This window comes from Morganella sp. TYF_1, assembly GCF_043105645.1.
GTDB lineage: Bacteria > Pseudomonadota > Gammaproteobacteria > Enterobacterales > Enterobacteriaceae > Morganella > Morganella morganii_B.
Map to the genome: position 1 here is coordinate 57,137 of NZ_JBICLU010000012.1, position 22,975 is coordinate 80,111.

22 protein-coding genes are annotated in these 22,975 nt (G+C 50.5%); 13 read left to right on the forward strand and 9 right to left on the reverse strand.

Annotated features, from left to right (window positions below):
- The first annotated feature begins 134 nt into the window (after positions 1-134).
- From mrcB to ACF8OF_RS04445, 4 genes are all read left to right on the forward strand, one after another.
- Positions 135-2,639: a bifunctional glycosyl transferase/transpeptidase gene (mrcB, locus tag ACF8OF_RS04430; RefSeq protein WP_392495840.1), complete on the forward strand. Its 2,505-nt coding sequence runs from the start codon at positions 135-137 to the stop codon at positions 2,637-2,639.
- A gap of 147 nt (positions 2,640-2,786) precedes the next feature.
- Entirely contained in the window at positions 2,787-3,137 is a 351-nt protein-coding gene (locus tag ACF8OF_RS04435; RefSeq protein ID WP_392495841.1) for a HigA family addiction module antitoxin, read from the forward strand.
- A 512-nt stretch (positions 3,138-3,649) separates the two neighbouring features.
- Complete coding sequence (locus tag ACF8OF_RS04440) at positions 3,650-4,090, forward strand: hypothetical protein (RefSeq protein ID WP_124537287.1); 441 nt, start codon at positions 3,650-3,652, stop codon at positions 4,088-4,090.
- Between the two features lies 1 nt (position 4,091).
- Entirely contained in the window at positions 4,092-4,427 is a 336-nt protein-coding gene (locus tag ACF8OF_RS04445; protein ID WP_124537286.1) for a TIR domain-containing protein, read from the forward strand.
- 374 nt (positions 4,428-4,801) lie between these two features.
- On the opposite strand, the gene ACF8OF_RS04450 is transcribed toward ACF8OF_RS04445, so the two are convergent.
- The 6 genes from ACF8OF_RS04450 to ACF8OF_RS04475 all read right to left on the reverse strand — a co-directional run bounded on the left by ACF8OF_RS04450 (position 4,802) and on the right by ACF8OF_RS04475 (position 11,638).
- On the reverse strand, positions 4,802-5,290 hold the full coding sequence (locus ACF8OF_RS04450; RefSeq protein WP_392495843.1) for a hypothetical protein: 489 nt from the start codon (positions 5,288-5,290) through the stop codon (positions 4,802-4,804).
- Between the two features lie 188 nt (positions 5,291-5,478).
- Complete coding sequence (locus ACF8OF_RS04455; protein WP_392495844.1) at positions 5,479-5,820, reverse strand: hypothetical protein; 342 nt, start codon at positions 5,818-5,820, stop codon at positions 5,479-5,481.
- Between the two features lie 162 nt (positions 5,821-5,982).
- The gene (gene fdnI / locus ACF8OF_RS04460) at positions 5,983-6,639 is read right to left on the reverse strand and encodes a formate dehydrogenase-N subunit gamma (RefSeq protein ID WP_004235987.1); all 657 of its coding nucleotides are present in this window, start codon (positions 6,637-6,639) and stop codon (positions 5,983-5,985) included.
- Positions 6,632-7,522 (reverse strand): formate dehydrogenase subunit beta, encoded by an 891-nt coding sequence (gene fdxH, locus ACF8OF_RS04465; protein WP_392495845.1) that lies wholly within the window; start codon positions 7,520-7,522, stop codon positions 6,632-6,634. The genes fdnI and fdxH overlap by 8 nt, the downstream gene beginning before the upstream one ends.
- A 9-nt stretch (positions 7,523-7,531) precedes the next feature.
- On the reverse strand, positions 7,532-10,579 hold the full coding sequence (fdnG, locus tag ACF8OF_RS04470; RefSeq protein ID WP_392495846.1) for a formate dehydrogenase-N subunit alpha: 3,048 nt from the start codon (positions 10,577-10,579) through the stop codon (positions 7,532-7,534).
- A gap of 273 nt (positions 10,580-10,852) precedes the next feature.
- The gene (locus ACF8OF_RS04475) at positions 10,853-11,638 is read right to left on the reverse strand and encodes a helix-turn-helix transcriptional regulator (protein ID WP_279799087.1); all 786 of its coding nucleotides are present in this window, start codon (positions 11,636-11,638) and stop codon (positions 10,853-10,855) included.
- 388 nt (positions 11,639-12,026) lie between these two features.
- Here ACF8OF_RS04475 and ACF8OF_RS04480 point away from each other — a divergent pair, with 388 nt between their 5' ends.
- From ACF8OF_RS04480 to ACF8OF_RS04505, 6 genes are all read left to right on the forward strand, one after another.
- A complete protein-coding gene (locus tag ACF8OF_RS04480) occupies positions 12,027-14,447 on the forward strand; it encodes a DMSO/selenate family reductase complex A subunit (protein ID WP_392495847.1) in 2,421 nt (806 codons plus the stop codon).
- Positions 14,444-15,085, forward strand: coding sequence for a DMSO/selenate family reductase complex B subunit (locus tag ACF8OF_RS04485; RefSeq protein WP_279799091.1), 642 nt, complete (start codon positions 14,444-14,446; stop codon positions 15,083-15,085). The genes ACF8OF_RS04480 and ACF8OF_RS04485 overlap by 4 nt, the downstream gene beginning before the upstream one ends.
- Positions 15,082-15,984 carry a dimethyl sulfoxide reductase anchor subunit family protein gene (locus ACF8OF_RS04490; protein WP_392495849.1) on the forward strand — a complete coding sequence of 301 codons (903 nt, stop codon included), beginning with the start codon at positions 15,082-15,084 and terminating at the stop codon, positions 15,982-15,984. Before ACF8OF_RS04485 ends, ACF8OF_RS04490 begins: the two co-directional genes overlap by 4 nt.
- 11 nt (positions 15,985-15,995) lie before the next feature.
- Positions 15,996-16,568: a molecular chaperone TorD family protein gene (locus ACF8OF_RS04495; protein ID WP_392495851.1), complete on the forward strand. Its 573-nt coding sequence runs from the start codon at positions 15,996-15,998 to the stop codon at positions 16,566-16,568.
- A gap of 225 nt (positions 16,569-16,793) precedes the next feature.
- Positions 16,794-17,159: a tlde1 domain-containing protein gene (locus ACF8OF_RS04500; RefSeq protein ID WP_025154006.1), complete on the forward strand. Its 366-nt coding sequence runs from the start codon at positions 16,794-16,796 to the stop codon at positions 17,157-17,159.
- A complete protein-coding gene (locus ACF8OF_RS04505; RefSeq protein WP_240182726.1) occupies positions 17,156-17,605 on the forward strand; it encodes a hypothetical protein in 450 nt (149 codons plus the stop codon). The genes ACF8OF_RS04500 and ACF8OF_RS04505 overlap by 4 nt, the downstream gene beginning before the upstream one ends.
- 11 nt (positions 17,606-17,616) lie before the next feature.
- Here ACF8OF_RS04505 and ACF8OF_RS04510 read toward each other — a convergent pair whose 3' ends face one another.
- From ACF8OF_RS04510 to hemL, 3 genes are all read right to left on the reverse strand, one after another.
- The gene (locus ACF8OF_RS04510) at positions 17,617-17,943 is read right to left on the reverse strand and encodes a low molecular weight protein tyrosine phosphatase family protein (protein ID WP_046895115.1); all 327 of its coding nucleotides are present in this window, start codon (positions 17,941-17,943) and stop codon (positions 17,617-17,619) included.
- A complete protein-coding gene (locus ACF8OF_RS04515; protein ID WP_262858920.1) occupies positions 17,940-18,170 on the reverse strand; it encodes a hypothetical protein in 231 nt (76 codons plus the stop codon). The genes ACF8OF_RS04510 and ACF8OF_RS04515 overlap by 4 nt, the downstream gene beginning before the upstream one ends.
- Before the next feature lie 159 nt (positions 18,171-18,329).
- Positions 18,330-19,610 carry a glutamate-1-semialdehyde 2,1-aminomutase gene (hemL, locus tag ACF8OF_RS04520; RefSeq protein WP_262858921.1) on the reverse strand — a complete coding sequence of 427 codons (1,281 nt, stop codon included), beginning with the start codon at positions 19,608-19,610 and terminating at the stop codon, positions 18,330-18,332.
- A 239-nt stretch (positions 19,611-19,849) separates the two neighbouring features.
- Between hemL and erpA the strand changes: the two genes are divergently transcribed.
- The 3 genes from erpA to ACF8OF_RS04535 all read left to right on the forward strand — a co-directional run bounded on the left by erpA (position 19,850) and on the right by ACF8OF_RS04535 (position 22,943).
- Positions 19,850-20,194 (forward strand): iron-sulfur cluster insertion protein ErpA, encoded by a 345-nt coding sequence (erpA, locus tag ACF8OF_RS04525; protein WP_025154003.1) that lies wholly within the window; start codon positions 19,850-19,852, stop codon positions 20,192-20,194.
- A gap of 723 nt (positions 20,195-20,917) precedes the next feature.
- Positions 20,918-22,267 (forward strand): radical SAM protein, encoded by a 1,350-nt coding sequence (locus ACF8OF_RS04530; RefSeq protein ID WP_392495853.1) that lies wholly within the window; start codon positions 20,918-20,920, stop codon positions 22,265-22,267.
- Positions 22,257-22,943 (forward strand): molecular chaperone TorD family protein, encoded by a 687-nt coding sequence (locus tag ACF8OF_RS04535; RefSeq protein WP_262858923.1) that lies wholly within the window; start codon positions 22,257-22,259, stop codon positions 22,941-22,943. The genes ACF8OF_RS04530 and ACF8OF_RS04535 overlap by 11 nt, the downstream gene beginning before the upstream one ends.
- Positions 22,944-22,975 lie beyond the last annotated feature (32 nt).

The following is a 22,975-nucleotide window of genomic DNA, read 5'->3' on the forward strand; positions in this document are numbered from 1 at the left end:
ATGCAAAGATAGTCGTTGTTTAACGGATTTTTACTGTGTCTGTTGCCGGAATCGGCGACAATAGCAACTGATGAAATAACCGCCTGTCCCGCCCGGCACATGATTGTGCGGCAGACAGACTGACGGGAGAGACCATGTCTGATTTTGATCGTGAACCCACCGGCCGCAGGGGCAGTAAAGCGCCTGCCGGTAAAAAAAGAGGGCGCTCAGACCGCCGTCGCCGCCGGGATGAGGATTATGACGATGATATTGAATACGATGATGAATTTGGTGATGACGAACCGGATGATTATGACGATGATGATGAGGACAGCGCGCGCATGAGCAAAAAAGGGCGCAAGAACAAACCGCCTAAACGGCGCTGGCGCTGGTTTTGGTTCCTGGTCAAACTCGGCATTGTGATGGTTATCCTGCTGGGGCTTTACGGTGTTTATCTGGCCGGAAAAATCAGCGACCGCCTGGACGGTAAAGTCTGGGATCTGCCTGCGGCGGTTTACGGACGCACCGTCAACCTTGAGCCGGGCATGGATTACAGCCTGAATGAAATGGTGAAACTGCTGGAAGGCATGCAGTACCGCAAAGTCACCAAAATCACCCGCGCCGGTGAATTTTCTGTGACCGGTAATACCATCCAGATGCTGCGCCGTCCGTTTGATTTCCCGGACAGTAAAGAAGGGCAGATTAACGCCCGTCTGACTTTCAGCAGCAGCGGACTGGAAAAAATTGAAAACATGGATAACGGTCGTGAATTCGGTTTCTTCCGCCTCGATCCGAAACTGATCACCATGCTGCAATCCGCAAATGGTGAGCAGCGTCTGTTCCTGGCCCGCAGCGGCTTCCCGGATGAACTGGTTAAAGCCCTGCTGGTGACCGAAGACCGTAATTTCTATGAGCATGACGGGATCAGCATCACCTCCATCGGGCGTGCCCTTCTGGCAAACCTGACGGCGGGACGTGCGGTGCAGGGCGGCAGTACCCTGACACAGCAGCTGGTAAAAAACCTGTTCTTATCCAATGAACGGACACTGGCACGTAAAGCCAATGAAGCCTATATGGCGCTCATTATGGATTACCGCTATGACAAAGACCGCATTCTGGAGCTGTACCTCAACGAAGTGTACCTGGGACAGAGCGGGGACGAGCAAATCCGCGGCTTCCCGCTGGCGAGTCTCTATTATTTCGGCCGTCCGGTCGATGAACTGAGCCTCGACCAGGTGGCACTGCTGGTGGGAATGGTAAAAGGGGCGTCAATCTATAACCCGTGGCGTAACCCGAAAAATGCCCTTGAACGCCGTAACGTGGTGCTGAAACTTCTGCAAACCCAGGGCGGGGTGATCGATCAGGAAATGTATGATGTCCTGAGCGCACGTCCGCTGGGTGTAAAAGAGAAAAGTGGTGTGATCACGCCGCAGCCTGCGTTTATGCAGCTGGTTCGTCAGGAACTGCGCGAGAAGCTCGGCGATAAAGTGGATGATCTGTCCGGCGTGAAAATCTTCACCACGCTGGACCCGGTCTCACAGGATGCGGCAGAAAATGCCGTTGAAGAAGGTGTGAAAGCCATCCGCGCGGAACGTAAAAAACCGGCGCTGGAAGGGGCAATGGTGGTGGTTGACCGCATCAGCGGGGAAGTCCGCGCAATGGTCGGCGGCTCCCAGCCGCAGTTTGCCGGATTTAACCGTGCTATGGCGGCGGAGCGCTCTATCGGCTCGCTGGCAAAACCGATGACTTATCTCACCGCGCTTGGTATTCCGGATACTTACCGCCTGAATACCTGGCTGGACGACCAGCCACTGACCATTAACGTGCCGGGCGGCGGCGGTACCTGGTCACCGCGTAACGACAGCAAAACCTTCAGCGGTCGTGTGATGCTGGTGGATGCGCTGGCGCGCTCTATCAACGTACCGACGGTTAACCTCGGTATGGCGGTCGGTCTGGATGCGGTAGCCGATACGTTTGTCCGTCTCGGCGCACCGGCGAAAAATATCCAGAAAGTCCCGGCAATGCTGCTCGGCGCGGTAAACCTGACACCATTGCAGGTCTCGCAGCTGTTCCAGACCATTGGCAGCGGCGGTAACCGCGCGACACTGTCCGCACTGCGTTCGGTGATCGCGGAAGACGGTACAGTGATTTACCAGAGCTTCCCGCAGGCACAGCGTGCAGTGGCTCCGCAGGCGGCGTATATGACGCTGTACGGCATGCAGCAGGTGGTGGAACGCGGTACCGCAGCCCGCCGTCTGGGATCGAAATTCGGTAAATACCATCTGGCCGGGAAAACCGGGACCACTAACGACATGCGCGACAGCTGGTTTGTCGGTATCGACGGCAAAGAAGTCACCGTCTCCTGGATGGGGCTGGATGACAACAGCCCGTCCGGCCTGTACGGCGGCTCCGGTGCCCTGGTGCTTTACGGACGTTATCTGGATAATCAGCCGCCGCTGGCGCTGAACCTCACACCACCGGAAGATATCGCGGAGATGTCCATCAATGCGGACGGCAATTTTGTCTGCAACGGCGTGGGTGTCACCCGGACATTACCGGTCTGGACAACGGACGCACAAGCGCTGTGCGGTCAGCAGGCACCGGCTCAGCAGCAGGGCGAAGAAGCCCCCGGCTGGCTGAAAGAGATGTTTGAACAGTAATCCGCTGTTCTGTGATAAGCACTGAAAACCCGCCGCAGGGCGGGTTTTGTTTTATGGAATAGAGCTCGCTGTTGCATGATGAGTAACACCATGATACGGTGTTACATGTCAGGCAACAGACGCGTTTAAATTTGGGAATTATCACTGATGAAACAGGCTATTGTTTCACATCCCGGTACAATCGTAGCCAATATACTGACTGACCTGGGTGTGGGAGTTCGTCAGTTTGCCGGAAATATCGGGGTAACACCGGCAACAGTTTCCCGGTTCTTATCGGGGAAAACAGCCCTGACACCGGCCCTGGCTATCCGGATAGCGGCAGCATTAGGCAGTAACCCGGCATTCTGGCTGCGCTTACAGGCAAACTATGATTTGCACCGCCTGGAAAAGGAAATCGATATTTCGGGGATCACGCTGTACGGCGATTCTGAAGAAGATGTATGGCTTAATGAGCTGCCGGATGAACGTATGGAATCACCTGAATTTGAAAAGAAATAGCACTGGTCGGTCATGAAGTGCTCCCATAGCGTCGGACGATGAAAAACAGTAAGAAAATACAATAGACGCTGATAATGCCTGATAGTGAACAGTTAATCCTTCACGAAACGGATAAATCAGAATAAAGCCAGTCTGCACCACTGCAATTGCTTCTGTCAGTTGTATTAGTTCAGATTTGGTTTGATACAATTGTGGCATGAATCTAATCTGATGGACTGCTTTGTGCCAGGAGCGGACGTTGCAAACGATGTAGTTTCTCATCAATGTTGTGCTGACGGCCTCAGGTAACGTACTATTTATTATGGTTTTATTTGCATTAATTCATTGAAATTTCTTTACGATAACGTTAGCTTAGTTGTTCGCGAGGTAAGGTTGTGAATGAAACTAATACGTTTACTTATTGATATGGCTCCATTTAGTTTATACTTCATTTGTGAAAACATCATGCGCGGGTAATTTCACTTCTTCAATTTTGTGATACTTTACCTATCCGAACACAAAGGTTAAGAGTAATGGAAGAATATAAAAAAAGCTGTGAGGATGAGCTTGATTGGGTTGTTGTGAATCAACTCCATGAAGCGACACTTCAAATGAGTAAGAGTTGTTTTGAGTTCAAAAAGATATGCGTAGGGCTTATCGGTGCAACTTTGGCTATATTAGCAAAACTTACCGATGGTAAACTTGATCATTCTTATTTTTATATAACTTTTATTCTATGTTTTGGTTTCTGGATCGCAGATTTTTCCGCATATTATTTCCAGAGAAAAACGAGAGTGGCCATGAATAATAAACTGATTGCATTGGCCAATAGAAATTCTATTAATGACTATCCTACTGAAAATTTAGAGGTAACTTGGTTTAAAGCAGCATTTAACCATTCAATGGCCCTATACTATACTTTTGCTATTATAGAAATTATTGGTTGGCTTGTTTATGTACACATAGGTAAGTAGTATGAATATTTTTGTCAGCTACACGACTAGAGATAATAATATTGATAAAAAACTATTAGAGTGTGTAGCAGAGGTTGTTTCACTTTATGGTAATTGCTACATCGATCTTTTACATAACAGTGGAAAAGATAAACAGCGGCATGTCGAATTCATGTTATCACAATCTAATTTACTAATTTTAATTGCATCAAGCTCAATATTTACTTCTAAATGGGTCCAATGGGAACTTGATGAGGCAAAAAGATGCTCCATTCCAATTGTTGTAGTTGAAGCCAAGTCAGACATAAGTAATACCTTAAACAATTTGAAATCACTATTAGCAACTAATGTTTATTAATTATCTAACCACAGAAGTGAAAAAGTTGGAGATTTCTCGAAAAATAAAATGAATATATTTGACAACAATTTTTAATATCCATCAACTGACATTGATTGGTGTTACATAAACAATTTTTTAATTTCTGGTGTCTTAATAAGACCTAAATCACCAATTAAACAATTGAGTTACTACTAAGAACTTCACTTTTTGACCTATAATCAGTTAATTAAAATGCAGAATGGTTATTAATAGAATCATTATTCCCGAAAAGCCAATTCCAATCAGAAATGGCCGCATCTTGCTCAAAGAAGATACCATATCCCTCGGACTAAGCCGTTTGGCACCAGAAACGGACATAGTTACATCGAAAAATATTTGTATAAGAGAAAATATTAGCAATCGTTTAACTTAAAAATCATCAGCAATGCATCTAAAGGGGATGAAGAAAACCAATATTCATTTTTTGACACACGCTCTAGTTTGCTTTGATCATATATCAATATTCCATCACATTCATTTAGACCATCTATAAGATCCATTTTCTCAGGAATATCATGCCGATAGTAAACACTATAACCATCAGAATCAATTTTAATGACATAGGCATATATAATGTCTGCTGGGGATTTTCCAGAGAAATATTTATCATGCTCATAGTCATGCCCTGGTTCATTCCAAAAAATGCTATCGTTATCACGGTCAGTACCGGTGTTTTTAGCAAGACTGAATCTATCTACTGGATCGCTATTTTCATTGTTAACGTCATAAGTTTCAAGAGCAAAATTTCTGGCTAGTACCAAACCATCAAATTCAATTTCATTTAATTCCAATGGCAATCTTTTCTCAAACTCATCCCATTCATCTATTTCTACGATTTTCATTTTATTAACCACGCAATTTAAAGTCCATTTATATAACTATAAAGCGCTAAAAAATCAAAGAAAAACTGGTTAGATCCATACTAATGAACATTAGTATCAGCCTACCAATACTCTTACGAACTTCCGCTCCTCGCTCATAGCAGACCTGATAACCACCCGGCCTGTCCTCTGCGAGCCAACAGCAGGAGTTAAGCGTAAGTTGACGGATCATACTCCCACTGTGATTCGTCACTGTAAATCGTACCTTCATCATCCATCACGCGGGCATTAAGGTGCTTTGCAATCTGCAACATCTTTCTGTACAGGTATGTATCAGGCCATTTGGTATAAATATTACCTTCGCTCCAGTCAAGCCATGGTTCTTCGTACAACGAGGGGCCAGACCACAAGGCGTGGTAATCGCCGTTTATAATATATCTGTTTAATTCATTATCGTTATTAATGTAGTTAAGCCATTCATCAGCGGTTATTTGCGCATCTTCATTTTCTGCCCAAAATTCAGCTCTCGTTATGTGAAATTCAACACCCATAGCACCTCCTTAACGCTGGTACAGACTTCACCAGACCAATAATTATTCCCAACCTGCAAAACCCGTCACCACCCCAGCCAAAAATCAAACCATAAAAAAACTGCGCCGCATTCGTTGTATTGAACGTTTGCGGCGCAGTTCACAGTGATAAGCCGGTGACGATTACTTCTTCTGCTTCGCTTCCTCAGCCGCTTCTTCGGCTTCCACTTCTTCATACCAGCGCGGGTGATGTTTCTTCGCCCAGCGGCGGCTGACTTTACCTTCCACCATACCTTTGATCGACCCTTTCACCCAGAAAGCCATATACATATGGATCAGGATGGCGTGGATCAGGACGATAGCGGCGGTCGCATGGATCAGCAGGCTCCAGCGGATCATCCACATCGGGAAGTAGTGCGCAAAGTACGGACGCCAGATGATGATCCCGGTGGCAAGCAGCACGAAGATCATGCTCATAATACTCCAGAACATCATTTTCTGTCCGGCGTTGTATTTACCGACACGCGCCACATGATGCTCATTGCCTTTCAGCACTTCGATAATGTTTTTAATCCACGGCAGATCTTCTCTGTCCGGGATGTTGTGCTTAACGAAGCGGAAAAACATAAACATCAGCACGACGAAAATCAGCACACCAAAGAACGGGTGCAGAATACGCCCCATTGCCGGTGTCCCGAAGGTTTCCGTCAGCCATTGCAGTGTCGGGAAAAACAGCGCAATACCGGATAAGGAGACCAGGAAAAAGCAGATCACCACTGTCCAGTGACAGGCACGATCAATAAACTTCGTGCGGACGATCATTTTGCTTTTCTTACTCATGGTGAGTTTCCTCCTCTTCCTCATCGTCCGTCTCTTTGTTCGGGCCGATCCCCACATAGTGGAATACCAGTCCGGCAAAGGTGGCGATAAACCCGATAGCCGACAGCGGTTTCAGTACCCCTTTCCAGAGATCAATCGGTGTATCAATCTGCGGATCTTTCGGCAGCCCGTGATAGAGTTCCGGATTATCCGCGTGCTGCAGCACATACATCACGTGTGTGCCGCCGACACCGTCCGGGTTGTAGACCCCGGCATTGGCAAAGCCGCGTTTTTTCAGCTTCTGCACGCGCTCGTCCGCCACTTCCAGCATCTCTTTTTTGGTACCGAAATGGATAGCACCGGTCGGACAGGTTTTCACACAGGCCGGCTCCTGGCCCACGCTGACCCGGTCAACACAGAGTGTGCATTTGTACACCCGGTTATCTTTCGGATTCAGACGCGGAATATTGAACGGACAACCCGCAATACAGTAACCGCAGCCGATGCAGTGTTCTGACTGGAAATCAACGATCCCGTTGGCGTACTGAATAATCGCACCGGCAGACGGGCAAGCTTTCAGACAGCCCGGGTCTGAACAGTGCATGCAGCCGTCCTTGCGGATCAGCCACTCCAGTTTGCCGTTCTCTTTGGTTTCACTGAACCGCATGACAGTCCAGGATTTGGCGCTCAGATCCGTCGGGTTATCATAAACCCCGGTACAGAACCCGACCTCATCCCGGATGTCATTCCACTCGGAACAGGCCACCTGACAGGCTTTACAGCCGATACAGGTGGATACATCAATCAGCTTGGCGACTTCAAACTTGTTGTCACGGGCCTGAGGAGGCGGCGTTATGCTGTTGGTCGCAGAACGTTTGATAATGTCTTGAGATTGCATGGACATAATTCCTCCTTACGCCTTCTCGATATTGACTAAGAACGCTTTAAACTCAGGCGTTTGCGAGTTGGCGTCACCGACTCCCGGCGTCAGTGTGTTGGTGATAAAGCCTTTTTGGGCGGCACCTTCAAAACCCCAGTGGATCGGGAGCCCGACCGTTTCGACCGGTTTATCGTCCACCATCAGTGTCTGAAGGCGTGGTGTGACCACCGCAACCGCGCGGATAAAGCCGCGTTTACTGCTGACTTTTACTTTATCGCCGCTGCGGATCCCTTTGGCTGCGCCCAGCGTTTCACTGATTTCCACAAACTGTTCCGGCTGTGCGATAGCATTAAGCCGCGCATGTTTGGTCCAGGTATGGAAGTGTTCGGTCAGACGATAGGTTGTGCCGACGTACGGGAACTCCGTATGATTTCCGAGACGTTTTTTATCATCCTCAAAGATACGGGCGGCCGGGTTGGATACGACTTCCGGATGCAGCGGGTTAGTACCAATCGGTGTTTCAAACGGCTCGTAGTGTTCCGGGAACGGCCCTTCCGCCATTTTATCGATGGCAAACAGACGGCCTAAGCCCTCCGGCTGCATGATAAACGGCCCGGCACCCGCTTCCGGCGCAGAGGCATTAAAGTCCGGGATATCGTTACCGACCCACTTTTTGCCGTTCCATTCGATAAGAATACGGTTCTTATCCCACGGTTTACCCTGCGGATCAGCAGAAGCGCGGTTATAGATCACACGGCGGTTCAGCGGCCATGCCCAGGCCCAGCCGAGGGTGTTACCGATGCCGGACGGGTCACTGTTATCCCGTTTCGCCATCTGGTTGCCCTGTTCGGTCCAGCAGCCGGTGTAGATCCAGCAGGAGGACGCGGTGGAGCCGTCATCACGCAGCAGCGCAAAGGAGCTGAGCAGTTCGCCTTTTTTCGCCTGTAAATTGCCGTTGGCATCATACAGATCGTCAAGGGCCACGCCGTTGTTCTCTTTGGCGACTTCGTCGGATTCCGGATTGAACGGCTGCACATAATCCCAGGACATTTTCATCAGCTGATCAACACCCTGACCGCCTTCCTGTTGATACAGCTCGCGCATTTTCCACAGAATACCGGCAAGGATCTGGCCGTCAGTACGGGCTTCCCCCGGGGCATCTGCCGCTTTCCAGTGCCACTGTAACCAGCGGCCGGAGTTGGCGATAGAGCCGTCTTCTTCCGCGAAACAGGTGGACGGCAGGCGGAACACTTCGGTCTGAATGGATGCGGTATCGACATCATTCATATCACCGTGGTTCTGCCAGAAGCTCGCGGTTTCAGTGCTCAGCGGGTCGACGGTTATCAGGTATTTCAGTTTGCTCAGGCAGCTGACCACTTTGTTTTTGTCCGGGAAGGACGCGACCGGGTTAAAGCCCTGACAGATATAGCCGTTGATTTCGCCTTTGTTCATCATGTCGAAATACTTCAGCACGTCATAAGCCTGATCCCACTTCGGCAGCCAGTCATAGCCCCACTGGTTCTCTTTGGTTGCTTCATCGCCGTAGAACGATTTCATCAGGCTGACGAAGAACTTCGGATAGTTACTCCAGTAGTTGACCTGGCCCGGCAGCGTGGCTTTCGGCGTATTGGCGTTCAGATAGCTGGTGAGATCCGTCTGTTTTTCGGACGGCAGAGTCAGATAACCCGGCAGGCTGGTGGAGAGCAGACCCAGGTCTGTCAGTCCCTGAATATTGGAGTGACCGCGCAGGGCGTTCACACCGCCGCCTGCCACACCCATGTTACCGAGCAGCAGCTGGATCATCGCCATGGTACGGATATTCTGCGCACCGACGGTATGCTGCGTCCAGCCGAGGGCATACAGGAAGGTTGCCGCACGGTTGGCCGGGCTGGTGGAGGCCAGAATCTCACAGACTTTGAGGAAATCCGCCTGCGGCGTGCCGCAGATTGTTTCCACCATCTCCGGGGTATAACGGCTGACATGCGTTTTCAGCAGATTCCACACACACTGCGGATGTTGCAGAGTGTCGTCACGCAGGGCATAGCCGTCTTCACCGAACTGGTAATTCCAGGTGGTTTTGTCGTAACGGCGTTTTTCAGCATCGTAGCCGCTGAATAAACCGTCGCTGAAAGCATAATCCTCACGGACCAGTAACGGCGCATTGGTGTAATGGCGCACATACTCGTCGTGGAATTTCCCGTTTTCCATCAGGTACAGGATCACACCGGAAAGGAAGGTGATATCGGTTCCGGAGCGGATAGGGATGTAGTGATCTGCCACCGACGCGGTCCGTGTAAAACGCGGATCGACAACAATCAGTGTGGCATCGTTGTTATTTTTTGCTTCCATCGCCCAGCGGAATCCGACAGGATGTGCTTCCGCAGCATTCCCGCCCATTACCACAACGACGTTGGCGTTTTTGATATCAACCCAGTGGTTGGTCATGGCACCGCGACCAAATGTCGGAGCAAGACTTGCTACCGTTGGTCCGTGTCAGACACGCGCCTGGTTATCGACTGCCAGCATCCCGAGAGAACGGGTAAATTTCTGGGTCAGCATCCCGGTTTCGTTGCTGGCGGCAGAGGCGCAGAGCATCCCGGTGGTCAGCCAGCGGTTTACCGTGGTGCCTTCGCTGTTTTTCTCAATGAAGTTGGCATCACGGTCGGCTTTCATCAGACGGGCGATACGCTCAAATGCGTCATCCCAGCTGATGCGCTGCCATTTATCGGAGCCCGGCGCGCGGTACTGCGGATAACGCAGACGGCTTTCACTGTGAATATAATCGAGCAGACCGGCACCTTTCGGGCATAACGCCCCGCGGTTGACCGGATGATCCGGGTCACCCTCGACGTGGAAAATCGCTGATTTGGCATTCATGGCACCATCACCCATGCTGTAAATCAGTAATCCGCATCCGACGGAGCAGTAGGTACAGGTGTTACGGGTCTCTTTTGAACGGAGTAATTTGTATTCCCGGACGTTGGACATTGCTACTGACGGCATAAAGCCTAACGCAGCGGCAGTTGTTCCGGCGAGACCGCCGGCACAAACCTTAAAGAACTGTCTGCGGCTGAAATTCATCGCATCCTCTTTTTTATTTATTTGTAAAAAATCGTGAGGAGAATATCAGCAAAGGTTGAATTTATATTGCCTGAAATCAATGAAAGTGAACTTTGATGTTTAATAATGATTAATTGGGGTTTTTCGTGTTTTGTAAATAATCACAAAGTGGTAGTGAGTTAAATTTAAATTTGATTCAGATCAATTAAACAAAATACGAAAAAAAAGAAAACAAGAAAATAAATCAATTATATTCCGGCTATCATACACACATTATATTTGTTAAAAAACAATTTAAAAATGGCGGATATCCGAATCGTCATTTTTAAAATGGGAAGGGGATTGCCCCATCTGTTTTTTAAACATAATTGAGAATGCCCCCGCACTGTTGTAACCCAGCTCATACGCCACTTCGGTAATCGATTTTCCGGACAGAATATGAGACAGCGAGTTCAGCAGACACGCCTGCTGCCGCCATTCTGAAAATGACATCCCGGTCTGGGCGCGGAAAAAACGGCTGAAAGAGCGCTCGCTTTTGTGCAGCTGTTCCGCCCACTCTCCCGGTTGTGAGGTGATAAGCGGTTTGCGCATAAATTCACGGCACAGACGGCCGAGTTTCTCATCACGCGGGATCGGGGCGAAAAACGGCAGCGGGGGCATGCGCGCCAGCTCGCAGAGGATCAGTTGCATCAGCACACCGTCACGCCCCTGAATATCATATTCCGCCGGGATATCCACCGCTTCCAGCAGCAGCTGGCGCAGCAGCGGGGAGACACTCACCACCTCACAACTGGCGGCGTGACGCGGCTTTGCCGCCGGTTCGATATACAGACTGCGGGTACTGACATTCAGCATCCGGGTTTCATGGGCGACCTGTTCCGGGATCCACACCCCGCAGGAGGGCGGGATCACCCACTCACCGTCTGCGGTACTGACTTCAATCAGCCCGGTGGCCGGATACAAAAACTGTGCCCGGCGGTGGGCGTGGTATTCCAGCAGGGTATCGGGCAGATAATCAGTGCCGAGCGCAATGACATCCCGCGCGATATTATCCACGCTTTTTAACGGAATATTTCTCATGAGTGCCGCGCTCCGTATCTGGCTGAAAATAAAAACCGGCGGGTGTTATATCAGATCCCGCCACCGCAAAACAGGGCTTTTGTGACAATAACAGATGCGGATGCCACATCTGTATTATTACGGTAACAAATAGAAAACGTTCGGTTAACAGTAACCGGAAACAGGCCGGAATTCAAATGCCGTTGTCTGATTTGCGCATGGCGGCAATATATTAATCCATTACTATTTTGCTGCCGCCATTCTGTTTATACAGATTATCATTATTTCCGGTTATTAAGCGATTACCGGTGGCGTGAAGTTATTTCCGGTCATTTAAAATTAAATAATATTTATTATTTCCTGATGTTTTAAATACCGCACTCTGTTTCTCACCCGGGGTAAATCCATTATGAGTCATCAATCCGGCCACGATAATGAAACATCCGCCGCGCCCGGCGAAATAAGCCGCCGCCGCTTTATACAGGTCAGTTCTGTATTATCTGCGGTGCCGTTTCTGGCATCCGAAAGTATTGCATCCGTACCGGCCGATCCGGCCCATATTCCGGTTCATCAGACGGATGACGGCGTGCGCATTGTACCGACCTGCAGCAGCTTTGACTGCGGCGGGAAATGTGATATCCGCGCGCATATCAAAGACGGAAAAGCTATCCGCATCACAACCCGGCCGGATGCGGAACTCAATGAAGAGATGCCGATCATGCGGGCCTGCGTACGCGGACGCGGATACCGGAAATTTATTTATCACCCTGATCGCCTGAAATACCCGATGAAACGGGTCGGTAAGCGCGGTGAAGGCCGTTTTGAACGCATAAGCTGGGCAGAAGCCACCAGCCTGATTGCCGCCGAATGGCAGCGCATTAGTGACAAATACGGCCCGGCATCGCGCTTTGTCAGCCTGAGTACCGGGGTGACCGGCGGGATTTTTTCCGGCGCAAATATGCTGCGCCGCCTGTTTAACCTGACCGGCGGCTTTCTGGAAAACTACCATTCCGTCAGTAACGGCAACACCATGGCGGCTACGCCCTATACCTACGGCACGGCGGCCAGCGGCAGCACACTCGATACCCTGGAAAATACGCCGCTGGTGATCCTGTGGGGGCATAACCCGAACGAAACGATTTTCGGGCACAGTAACCACTATTTCCAGAAAATGAAAAAGAACGGCACCAAATTTGTTGTCGTTGATCCGCGCTATTCCGATACCGCTTCTTCGCTGGCGGATCAGTGGATACCGATCCTGCCGACGACCGACAATGCGATGATGGATGCGATGATGTATGTCATCGTGACAGAAAATCTTCATGACCAGGCATTTATTGATAAATACACCCTGGGATTCAGCGAAGACCAGATGCCGGAAGGCGTGGCGGATAATGAATCACTGGTGGCGTATCTGACCGGACAGAAAGACGGCGTTGCCAAAACCCCGGAATGGGCAGAAAAAATCACCAAAGTCCCGGCGGACACTATCCGTCAGCTGGCGCGTGAATATGCCACAACCAAACCGGCGGTGCTGATGCAGGGCTGGGGGCCGCAGCGTCATATCTGCGGCGAGCGCAGTGCACGCGGCGCGACGCTGCTGGCAACCATCACCGGTAATGTCGGTGTGCGCGGCGGCTGGGCGGCGGGTTACGGTATGGCGCTGAACCCGGAACTGCGCAAAACCATCGCCGGACCGGCGCTGTTTGATAACCCGGTCAAAGCCAAAATTAATATCACCAACTGGGTGCAGGCGTGCGAAGACAAAACCCTGGTGACCCCAGAGAACGGGCTGAAAAATGCAGACAAACTCGGCACCGAAATCAAAATGATTTTTTCGATGGCGGGTAACTACATGACCAACCAGAACACCGATATTCTTCATGCCGCAAGCGTGCTGGCGGATGAATCGAAAGTCGAATTTATTGTCTGTAGTGATCTCTATCTTACGCCGAGCGCCAAATATGCGGATCTGCTGCTGCCGGAAACCAGTTTTCTGGAACGCTGGAATATTGGCGGCACCTGGAGTTACGGCGATTATCTGATCCTGTCTGAAAAAGCCATTGAGCCGGAGTTTGAACGGCGCACGGACTATGACTGGCTGTGCGAAGTGGCAGAGAAACTGGGGGTCCGTGATGAATTTACTGAAGGCCATGAAACGGATCGCGACTGGATAGAATTTCTCGTCAATGATGCGGCACAGAAGCGTCCGCAAGATAACATCCCAACCTTTGATGAACTGCTGGTCAAACGCCGTCATTTGCTGACCCATCGTCCGCATACGCAAAATGTAGCGTTTGAGCAAAATATTCAGGATCCGGAAAATAACCCGTTCCCGACCCCGTCCGGCAAAATCGAGATTTTCTCCAAACGCCTGTATGACATGCACAATCCGGAGATCCCGGCGCTGTCTCATTACGTTCCGGCAACAGAAGGGCCGGAAGACAGCCTGACCGCGAAATACCCGTTACAGCTGATCACCTGGAAAGGGCGCAACCGCGCGAACTCCACCCAGTTTGCCAACCCGTGGCTGCAGGAAGTGCAGCGCCAGGAGCTGTGGATCAACCCGGCGGATGCGGCTGATCGCGGTATCAGTGACGGCGAAAAAGTGAAAGTGCATAACGACCGCGGGATCACCATGATCGCGGTGAAAATCACACCGCGCATTATGCCGGGCGTGGTGGCATTACAGGCCGGTGCCTGGTGGCAGCCGGACAGCAACGGCATTGATCAGGGCGGATGTGCCAACGTGCTCACCTCGTCACGCAGTACCGCGCTCGCCCACGGCAACGCGCACCAGACACTATTAGTTGAGGTGGAAAAAGCATGAGTAAATTCATTGTTTATCCGGCAGTCAGTGACAAACAGTTAGGTTTCTATATTGATTCCGCCCGCTGCTCCGGCTGCAAGGCGTGTCAGGTGGCGTGCAAGGACAAGAATAATCTTGATGTCGGCCGCCGCTTCCGCCGTGTGTATGAAATGACCGGCGGCGGCTACAGCCGCAATAAAAACGGCGCACTGATTAATAACGTGTTCGCCTATACGCTTTCCATCTCCTGTAACCACTGCAAAGATCCGATCTGCGTACGTAACTGCCCGACAACTGCAATGCATAAGCGGGCAGGGGACGGCATTGTGATGGTTAATACCGATAAATGTGTCGGTTGCGGTGCCTGTGCGTGGTCGTGTCCGTACGGCGCACCGCAGATGGATCCGGAAACGAAACAGATGTCGAAATGCGATTTCTGTATTGATCTTCAGCAAAACGGTGAGCAGCCGGTGTGTGTCAGCACCTGTCCGCTCGGGGCGATCCAGTTCGGGCCAATTGAGGAATTGCGGGCGAAATACGGTGACCTTGATTACGTGACCGGACTGCCGGATCCGTCAATCACGCATCCGAATCTGGTGATCAATCCGCATCAGGGCGCAAATTTTGATGACATGAACAGTGAGAGAAAAGAAAAATGAATGAGTGGTCACTGTTAATTTTCACTTACATGATGAATGCGGCGGCGGGGCTGTGCGTTGTGAGCGGGGTGTTTGCCGTGCATCTCAGCCGCCGCCTCCCGGCAGACAGCTTTAAGCGCTTTATGATGCTGACGATTTTTATTATCTGCGCCATTGCGGGGGTCGGTTCTGCTGCGTCAATTACCCACCTCGGTGTGCCGCTCAATGCACCGAATGCGATTAATAATGTGTTCAGTGCCTGGCTCAGCCGTGAAGTGGTGGTCACGGCTGCGTTTGTCGGTACGCTCGGTGTCAGTTTTCTCTGGCTGTGGAAAACGGGAAAATTCTCTTTCCTGTTATACGGCGGCGCAATGGCTATCGGGCTGGCGGATATTTTTTGTATGGCATCGATTTACCGCTACACCTCGATTCTGACCTGGAATGACATCAACACCTATCTGATGTTTTACGGTACAACACTGACACTCGGTGCTGTCCTGTTTGTGCTGGTGGTGATAATGATCCGGAAAGCCGGACACAGGGCCGGGATGACACTGCCTGCTGACGCACTGTCATTATCATCATTATGGCTGCTGTGGAGTGTGATGGCGGTAAGTCTGATCGGGCGTCTGCTGTATCAGCCGTTTTATGCACATTACCTGACCCGCACGCAGCTGACATACACATCAATCACATTCCCGCTGTCACCCATTGAAGCGTATGACAGTATTGCCGGGCTGCGGATTGGTGTCTGGGCCGCGGCAGTGATGGGTGTGGCACTCTGCGGTATCTCTCTGGTGCGGGCTCAGAAAAAAGCATGCAGCGGTTTACCGGTCTGCACCGGGTTTATCAGCGGCTGTCTGCTGACCATCGCGGCAGAGTTTATGCTGCGTTATGTGTTCTATTACATTCATATCTGACGGGGGATGTGATGAGTAAAACAGCTCACTATGCGGCTGCGTTTAACGTGCTGGGGATCTGTTATCTGTTCCCGCCGGATGATGACAGCAACCGGGCCGCTATGCGCCTGTTTACCCTGCCGGGATTTGTGCAGCAATGGCCGTGTGAGGTAGATGACACACTGTGTTCACAGCTGAGCCGCACGGCGGGTGAGGGCAAGGAGGTACTGAAATCCGAATGGCAGTCGCTGTTTGCCGGGCCTGGAGCGTTACCGGCTCCGCCCTGGGGCTCGGTGTATCTGGATGCAGAGGGATTACTGCAGGGGGATTCAACCCTTGCGCTGAGCGCGTTCTTAAAACAGGAGCGGCTGAAACTGAAAACACCGTATCCGGAACCGGCTGACCATATCGGGCTGATTTTATTCCAGGCAGCAGTACTGGCATCTGAAATGCGGGGTGCGGCGGTGAACACATTGCTCAGTCAGCATCTGATGAACTGGCTGCCGCGTTATGCGCAGCGGCTGGATACACACGGAAACAGCCCGTTTTACTCAGCCCTGACCCGGCTGGCGCTGACCACCGTGCAATCATTTATAAAAGCATAATATTCACAGTGATACGGTTTGATTACATTGCCCGTCATTTTATACGCCTCTTTCTCCGGAGGCGTTTTTTTTATCTGCGGCATTACGTATTTCTTTTTAAGCCGGATTCCCGGTTAGCCGGATGTCACTGTTAATTTATCTTTCTGGTGCTATTATTCTTATGATTTTGAAAATATAAAATTTATATCATGATAATTGCTTTTAACGGATAAGGAATATTCATAAATGGCATGGAAATATGATGTTGCAACACGGGCATTCTCACTGGACGGCGTACATAAATTTTATGCGGAATACGCTGGTGCTGAAGGGTACAAAAATGATTCTGCTTATGAGTGCAGAGCGAATCAGGGACCGCTGCCGCGCGGAACATACACCATCGGCGCGCCGTTCACCCACAGCACGGCCGGTGCCTATACCCTGAGATTAACGCCGGATGCCGGTAATGATATGTGCGGCCGGGCAGGATTCCTGATCCACGGAGACAGTGTCAGTAATCCCGGGACGGCATCCACCGGTTGTATTGTGCTGATAAAATCCCGCAGAAAAGAAATCGTGGACAGTGGTGATACGGAGCTGATTGTCGAATGAAACTGAAATATTTATCACCGTTGCTGTTAGCACTGGTCAGTACGCCGTTGTTTGCCGCACCGGATGTTGTCAGTGAATGCAGCAAACCCGGCCGCTCGGTTGACCGGGAAATGCAGATAGTGATGGAGCATACGCTTCACATTGATCTGAAACAGATTGATGAAAGCAAAACCAAAACAGAAATTCTGTCTGCTCAACCGGCCGGGGAATTGCTGATTTCTCAGCTTGCGCAGGAAACCTATGATTCCCTGACAGACAAATCCAAAAGCTCACCGGAATCCTATAAGAAACTGTTTTCCGCTAACCCGGCGTATAACCTGGTTTTACGGATCACGTATGTGAATAAAGAGAATAAGAAGAATATCTTTATCGCCTCCGGACTGGCCGACAAAGAGGAGTGCTCGGTGCACTTTAACGGCTGGCTGACAGAGCAGCGGGAATTTTGATCCGGTAATATTCAGTCAGCGGAAAGATACGGCGGCACCAGATCGTCCAGCAGGGCGATCAGCGCCGGATCACCGTAATGGTAATCATCCGGGATCTCAAGGACATGAAGGGGTTTGTGATCCAGCAGACGGGTAAATTCCGCTTTCAGGCGGTTTTTGTGTTTTTGCTCCATCACAAAAATCACATCAGCCCACTGAAGTAACGCCGGGGTAACCCGGCGTTTTGCATTGCGGCTGGTACCGGCAGAACGGACAGACCACTGCGGGTGATTCCGCCAGTGATGTTCGGCTGTCGGGCTGCGCCATTGATTGCGGCTGCAGATAAACAGGACATTCATCGATTCTTTTCCTCGTCGCAGGCGTTGCGTGTCAGAACCGCCTGACTGACCTGCGGATATGCCATGCCCAACTGAGCCGCCCGGATCATTTTTTCACTGCGTCCGTACATCATTTTCCAGCATTTTTCCGCCGGATAATCATATAACGATGCATCGTGCTTCTGATCACGGGACTTATTGATACGGTTTTTAAATCTGCGCCAGGCGCGGTTTCGGGTGTTATCCATCTTTTTCTCTCTTCAGCATTGAATTACCGGGTTCAGCAGCCGCGGTAATACGGAAAAAGAGTGGGCTAACACTGCGAATTTTAAGCAAAAAAAAGCAGAAAGCAAGCTGAAAAACAAAAACGCCCGGACAGATGCCGGGCGTGACAGATTATGCGGGCATTACAGCTCAGAGAAAGCGTAAGCGGCTGCATCAATGGTTTTGCGGATATCTTCGTCACTGTGCGCGACAGACATAAATCCGGCCTCAAAGGCGGATGGCGCCAGGTAAATGCCCTGTTGCAGCATCAGGTGGAAAAATTTCTTAAAGCGCTCAACGTCGCAGTTCATCACATCCTGATAGCAGGTGACTGCCGGTGCATCGGTAAAGAACAGGCCGAACATGCCGCCGACATGGTTAACCACAAACGGAATACCTGCTTCACGGGCTTTTTCGCACAGGCCGTCTGCCAGCATATCCGTCAGTTCGGTCAGGCGCTGATGCACACCCGGCTGAGCGATTTCCTGTAAGCAGGCAAGACCTGCCGCCATCGCGATCGGGTTACCGGACAGGGTTCCTGCCTGATAAACCGGGCCGGTCGGGGCGAGTTTTTCCATGATCTCACCGCGACCACCGAAAGCACCCACCGGCATTCCGCCGCCGATAATTTTACCCAGACAGGTCAGATCGGGCTCAACATCATAATGTGCCTGCGCACCGCCGAGGGCGACACGAAAGCCGGTCATTACTTCATCGATAATCAGCAGCGCGCCAAACTCATCACACAGGGCGCGCAGGCCCGGCAGGAAGTCTGCTGACGGCGGTATACAGTTCATATTTCCGGCGACAGGTTCGACAATGATACAGGCGATATCGTGCGGATGTTTTTCAAATGCCTCACGGACAGAATTCAGATCATTGTAGGTGCAGGTCAGAGTGTGTTTGGCAAAGTCTGCCGGTACACCCGGAGAGTTCGGCTGACCGATGGTCAGTGCGCCGGAACCGGCTTTGACCAGCAGGCAGTCTGCGTGCCCATGGTAGCAGCCTTCAAATTTGATGATTTTATCGCGGGCGGTGTAGCCGCGCGCCAGACGAATCGCACTCATGGTCGCTTCGGTACCGGAGTTCACCATGCGCACCATATCCATGGACGGTACCAGTTCGGTAACGAATTTGGCCATTTCCACTTCGTCAGCAGTCGGCGCGCCGAAACTCAGCCCTTTTTCCACCGCGTTGATGACAGCGGTGCGGATGGCCGGGTGATTATGCCCCAGCACCATCGGCCCCCAGGAGCCGACATAGTCGATATAGGCTTTGCCGTCGACATCATAAATATAAGCCCCGTTGGCGCGCTCGATAAACAGCGGCGTACCACCGACACCGTTAAAGGCACGAACCGGTGAGTTCACACCACCCGGGATAAAATGTTGTGCTTCAGTATAGAGATTTTCAGAACGGCTCATGCAGGACTCCTGTCAGTCGGTGAGCGGGAAATTGCGGCTATTGTAAAGGAGAGCGGCGGTGAATCCAACTTATCGCATTATCCTCATGATAACTATATCCTTATTAATAGTGTGGACACTGTGCTTTCTGTGTGACGAAACTTGAACGATTGCCGGAGGTGGTGGATAATCAGCAGTAGTGTCCGGAAGCGGTCAGCTTCTGCGTGTGTTTACTGGTCGCGGCCAGTCTGGAGTAATAAATGAGCGATGATGCAGCAATGCCCCTGCAATTTACTGATGCGGCAGCTAAAAAAGTAAAAATCTTAATCGCGGATGAAGAAAATCCGAACCTGCGTCTGCGTGTGTATATCACCGGCGGCGGTTGCAGCGGTTTCCAGTATGGCTTCACCTTTGATGATGCCATCAATGACGGCGACATGACCATCGAGAAAGAAGGCGTGGCGCTGGTGGTTGATCCGATGAGCCTGCAATATCTGGTCGGCGGTTGTGTGGATTATACCGAAGGGCTGGAAGGCTCACGGTTTATCGTCACCAACCCGAATGCCAAAACAACCTGTGGCTGCGGTTCTTCTTTCAGTATCTGACGTATCCGCAGACAACAAAAAAACGGGCGCCCGGAAAGCGCCCGTTTTTTTATGCCGATAAGTATTGCTGAAGAAAAATGGGTGATGACCTGTAGCCTGTATCCATAAAGAAAAAGAGGATAATTGTTTATATCCGGCCTTGTGCAGGGAAAATCGGTCACGTAATGTGATTTTATTCCGCGTTGCAGTAAAAACCGGGATCTCCGGCTAAAAAGGGTACTCGCAAGCAGTGACAGCGTTGCTATATTCCGGGAGAATATCCGTATTATTTGTCAGATAAATTGATGAATTAATAAAATGAAACAAAAAAATATTATTTAACACTTTTCAGTCAGAATACACTTATTATCAGATAAGGTTTAAATTCATTATTTATTAAATATCATGCTTTTTCATCACGATTATGCAGTAATAAAAAATTCATTTATTATTTGATTTATAACGATTTTTTATTTAAACATTCCGGCGGCTATTATGTTCAGTCAGGATTAATAGCACCCATCGTTATATATTGTTATTTATATCGCTAAATTGGATTCATCTTGATCCCGCGCAATATGTCTGTATCTCACTGATTTACACTGAACATATAAAAATATGACCTGTTTACATCCATCACGTCTGAAAATATGAAAAATAAATGCGGGGATATACCGGACTATTTTATCTCAGCCTGTGATACCCGCCGGATCGTTTCCGGCCGAGTACGTTAAGGAATCTGCCATGATTTACCCGCTGACAGAACAGACCCCGGTTTTACAACATAATGCGGCATTACAGCGGTATGTGCTGCGTTATCTGGAGATTGAAAAACAGACGCAGCAGGCCATTGCACAGTACGGGCTGCCTTTTGAATCGCCGTACCGGCGTCAGGCCGAAACGGACGCACTGCGCCGTGAGGTGAAAGCACTGGGCGCGGTGTTTGCCAACAACGGCAAAAGCATCCACAGCCGCTGGCTGTCATCCGCCTGTGTGCAGTGCCGTACCGGCGAGGGCAGTTACACCACGTTTGTATCCCTGAAATGTCACCGCGACTGTTATTTCTGCTTCAATCCGAATCAGGAAAATTACGACGGTTTTCAGCATGAGATGCGGGATGCTATTGGTGAAGTGAGTGCGATTGCCGAAGAGGGCTATCCGCTGACCCACATTGCGCTGACCGGTGGTGAGCCGCTGCTGTTTCGTCAGGAGAGTATCCGCTTTTTTGAAACGGTACAGGCGAAACTGCCCGGCGTTCATACCCGGCTGTACACCGCCGGTGATCCGCTGGATCGCAATACCGCGCTGGCACTGGCGAAAGCCGGTCTGAAAGAGGTGCGTTTCAGTATCAAAATTGATGATCCGCCGGAGAAAATTGAAAAGATTCTCAGCCGGATAGCGCTGGCACGGGAGATTTTCCCCGATGTGATGGTGGAAATGCCGGTGATCCCGGGCAGTGAGGAGCAGATGCATGATTTGCTGCTGAAACTGGATGCTATCGGCGTGGACGGTATCAATCTGCTGGAATTCTGTTTCCCGCTGACCAACAGCCCGGCCTATCAGGAACGGGGCTTTGCCCTGAAAAATCCGCCTTATGAAGTCTATTACAACTACTGGTACGCCGGCGGGATGGCGGTAGCAGACAGTGAACTGGCTTGTTTGCGGGTGCTGAAGTTTGCCCTCGAAAATCAGCTTTCCGTTGGTGTCCATTACTGCTCGCTGGAAAACAAACACACCGGCCAGGTGTATCAGAGCAATGCTTTTATCAGCGCGGAGCCGTATTACCTGTTTTCTTCCCGTGATTACTTTTTCAAAAGCGCCAAAGTGTTCGGTGAGGACTGTGCTGCTGTTGCGGCTGCATTGCGTAAGGCGGATCTTCCGTTCCGTGAAGATCTCCTGCACGGTTTTTTACAATTCAACCCTGAATCGATTATGCGCCTGGCAGACATCCCTGAACTGCCTGTTCTGCTGACATCCCACATTGCGGAAGCCGATGAGCAGGGCAATCCCCTGATTAAAGAAGTGCGGGTTGAACTCACCACGCCCGCTGAATTTTCGCCCGACGATATCCACGGAGGTATGTGTGAACAGTGATGACCGGGATCCGGATTATCTGTATGCGCGTCAGTTTGCTTATGACGTCCTGCGCCGTCTGCTGACGGACGAACCGACAGCTGAACTGCTGGTTTATCTGCGTGATGAGGGATTGTCACTGTTTCCGGCAGATGACGCACTACCCGCCATGCGCAATGCACTCGATGCCATGCAGGATGATCTGAATACCCGCATGCTTAAACAGGGGGCATCTGATTTTGAGGCGCTGCACTGGGATTTCACGCGCCTGTTTATCGGGCCGGAATCGCCGCCTGCACCGCCGTGGGAGTCGGTTTATGTCTCCCGCGACAAACTGCTGTTTCAGGAAAGTACCCTGAATGTGAAAACCTTTTATCAGCAGAACGGTTTTCATCTGCCGGAAACGGAGTATGAGGCGGCAGATCACATCGGCTATGAGCTTGATTTTCTCTGGAAGCTGAGTGAACAGGCGTCACAGGCGCTTGACCATGAACAGGTGATGTGTGAGCGCATCACTGCGCCGCTGGCGGTTTCTTCTGACTTTATGCAGGCACATCTGCTGGCGTTTATCACGCCGTTTTGCCGTGAGCTGAATAATCATGCGGAAACCGCATTTTACCGGCAACTCAGCTCACTTCTGGAGGTCTTTGTCCGGAGTGATTATAAAAAAATCAATGAATTAATAAACTTACAATAATAATTTAAAAACCTGATGATGAGGTAAGAGCA

Coding starts and splice junctions, on each gene's coding strand:
- ACF8OF_RS04450 (WP_392495843.1), bottom strand. CDS start 5,290: ATGAAAATCGTAGAAATAGATGAATGGGATGAGTTTGAGAAAAGATTG.
- ACF8OF_RS04500 (WP_025154006.1), top strand. CDS start 16,794: ATGGCATGGAAATATGATGTTGCAACACGGGCATTCTCACTGGACGGC.
- ACF8OF_RS04490 (WP_392495849.1), top strand. CDS start 15,082: ATGAATGAGTGGTCACTGTTAATTTTCACTTACATGATGAATGCGGCG.
- mrcB (WP_392495840.1), top strand. CDS start 135: ATGTCTGATTTTGATCGTGAACCCACCGGCCGCAGGGGCAGTAAAGCG.
- fdxH (WP_392495845.1), bottom strand. CDS start 7,522: ATGTCCATGCAATCTCAAGACATTATCAAACGTTCTGCGACCAACAGC.
- ACF8OF_RS04440 (WP_124537287.1), top strand. CDS start 3,650: ATGGAAGAATATAAAAAAAGCTGTGAGGATGAGCTTGATTGGGTTGTT.
- ACF8OF_RS04455 (WP_392495844.1), bottom strand. CDS start 5,820: ATGGGTGTTGAATTTCACATAACGAGAGCTGAATTTTGGGCAGAAAAT.
- ACF8OF_RS04515 (WP_262858920.1), bottom strand. CDS start 18,170: ATGGATAACACCCGAAACCGCGCCTGGCGCAGATTTAAAAACCGTATC.
- ACF8OF_RS04510 (WP_046895115.1), bottom strand. CDS start 17,943: ATGAATGTCCTGTTTATCTGCAGCCGCAATCAATGGCGCAGCCCGACA.
- ACF8OF_RS04480 (WP_392495847.1), top strand. CDS start 12,027: ATGAGTCATCAATCCGGCCACGATAATGAAACATCCGCCGCGCCCGGC.
- ACF8OF_RS04485 (WP_279799091.1), top strand. CDS start 14,444: ATGAGTAAATTCATTGTTTATCCGGCAGTCAGTGACAAACAGTTAGGT.
- ACF8OF_RS04495 (WP_392495851.1), top strand. CDS start 15,996: ATGAGTAAAACAGCTCACTATGCGGCTGCGTTTAACGTGCTGGGGATC.
- ACF8OF_RS04435 (WP_392495841.1), top strand. CDS start 2,787: ATGAAACAGGCTATTGTTTCACATCCCGGTACAATCGTAGCCAATATA.
- hemL (WP_262858921.1), bottom strand. CDS start 19,610: ATGAGCCGTTCTGAAAATCTCTATACTGAAGCACAACATTTTATCCCG.
- erpA (WP_025154003.1), top strand. CDS start 19,850: ATGAGCGATGATGCAGCAATGCCCCTGCAATTTACTGATGCGGCAGCT.
- ACF8OF_RS04530 (WP_392495853.1), top strand. CDS start 20,918: ATGATTTACCCGCTGACAGAACAGACCCCGGTTTTACAACATAATGCG.
- ACF8OF_RS04505 (WP_240182726.1), top strand. CDS start 17,156: ATGAAACTGAAATATTTATCACCGTTGCTGTTAGCACTGGTCAGTACG.
- fdnI (WP_004235987.1), bottom strand. CDS start 6,639: ATGAGTAAGAAAAGCAAAATGATCGTCCGCACGAAGTTTATTGATCGT.
- ACF8OF_RS04445 (WP_124537286.1), top strand. CDS start 4,092: ATGAATATTTTTGTCAGCTACACGACTAGAGATAATAATATTGATAAA.
- ACF8OF_RS04475 (WP_279799087.1), bottom strand. CDS start 11,638: ATGAGAAATATTCCGTTAAAAAGCGTGGATAATATCGCGCGGGATGTC.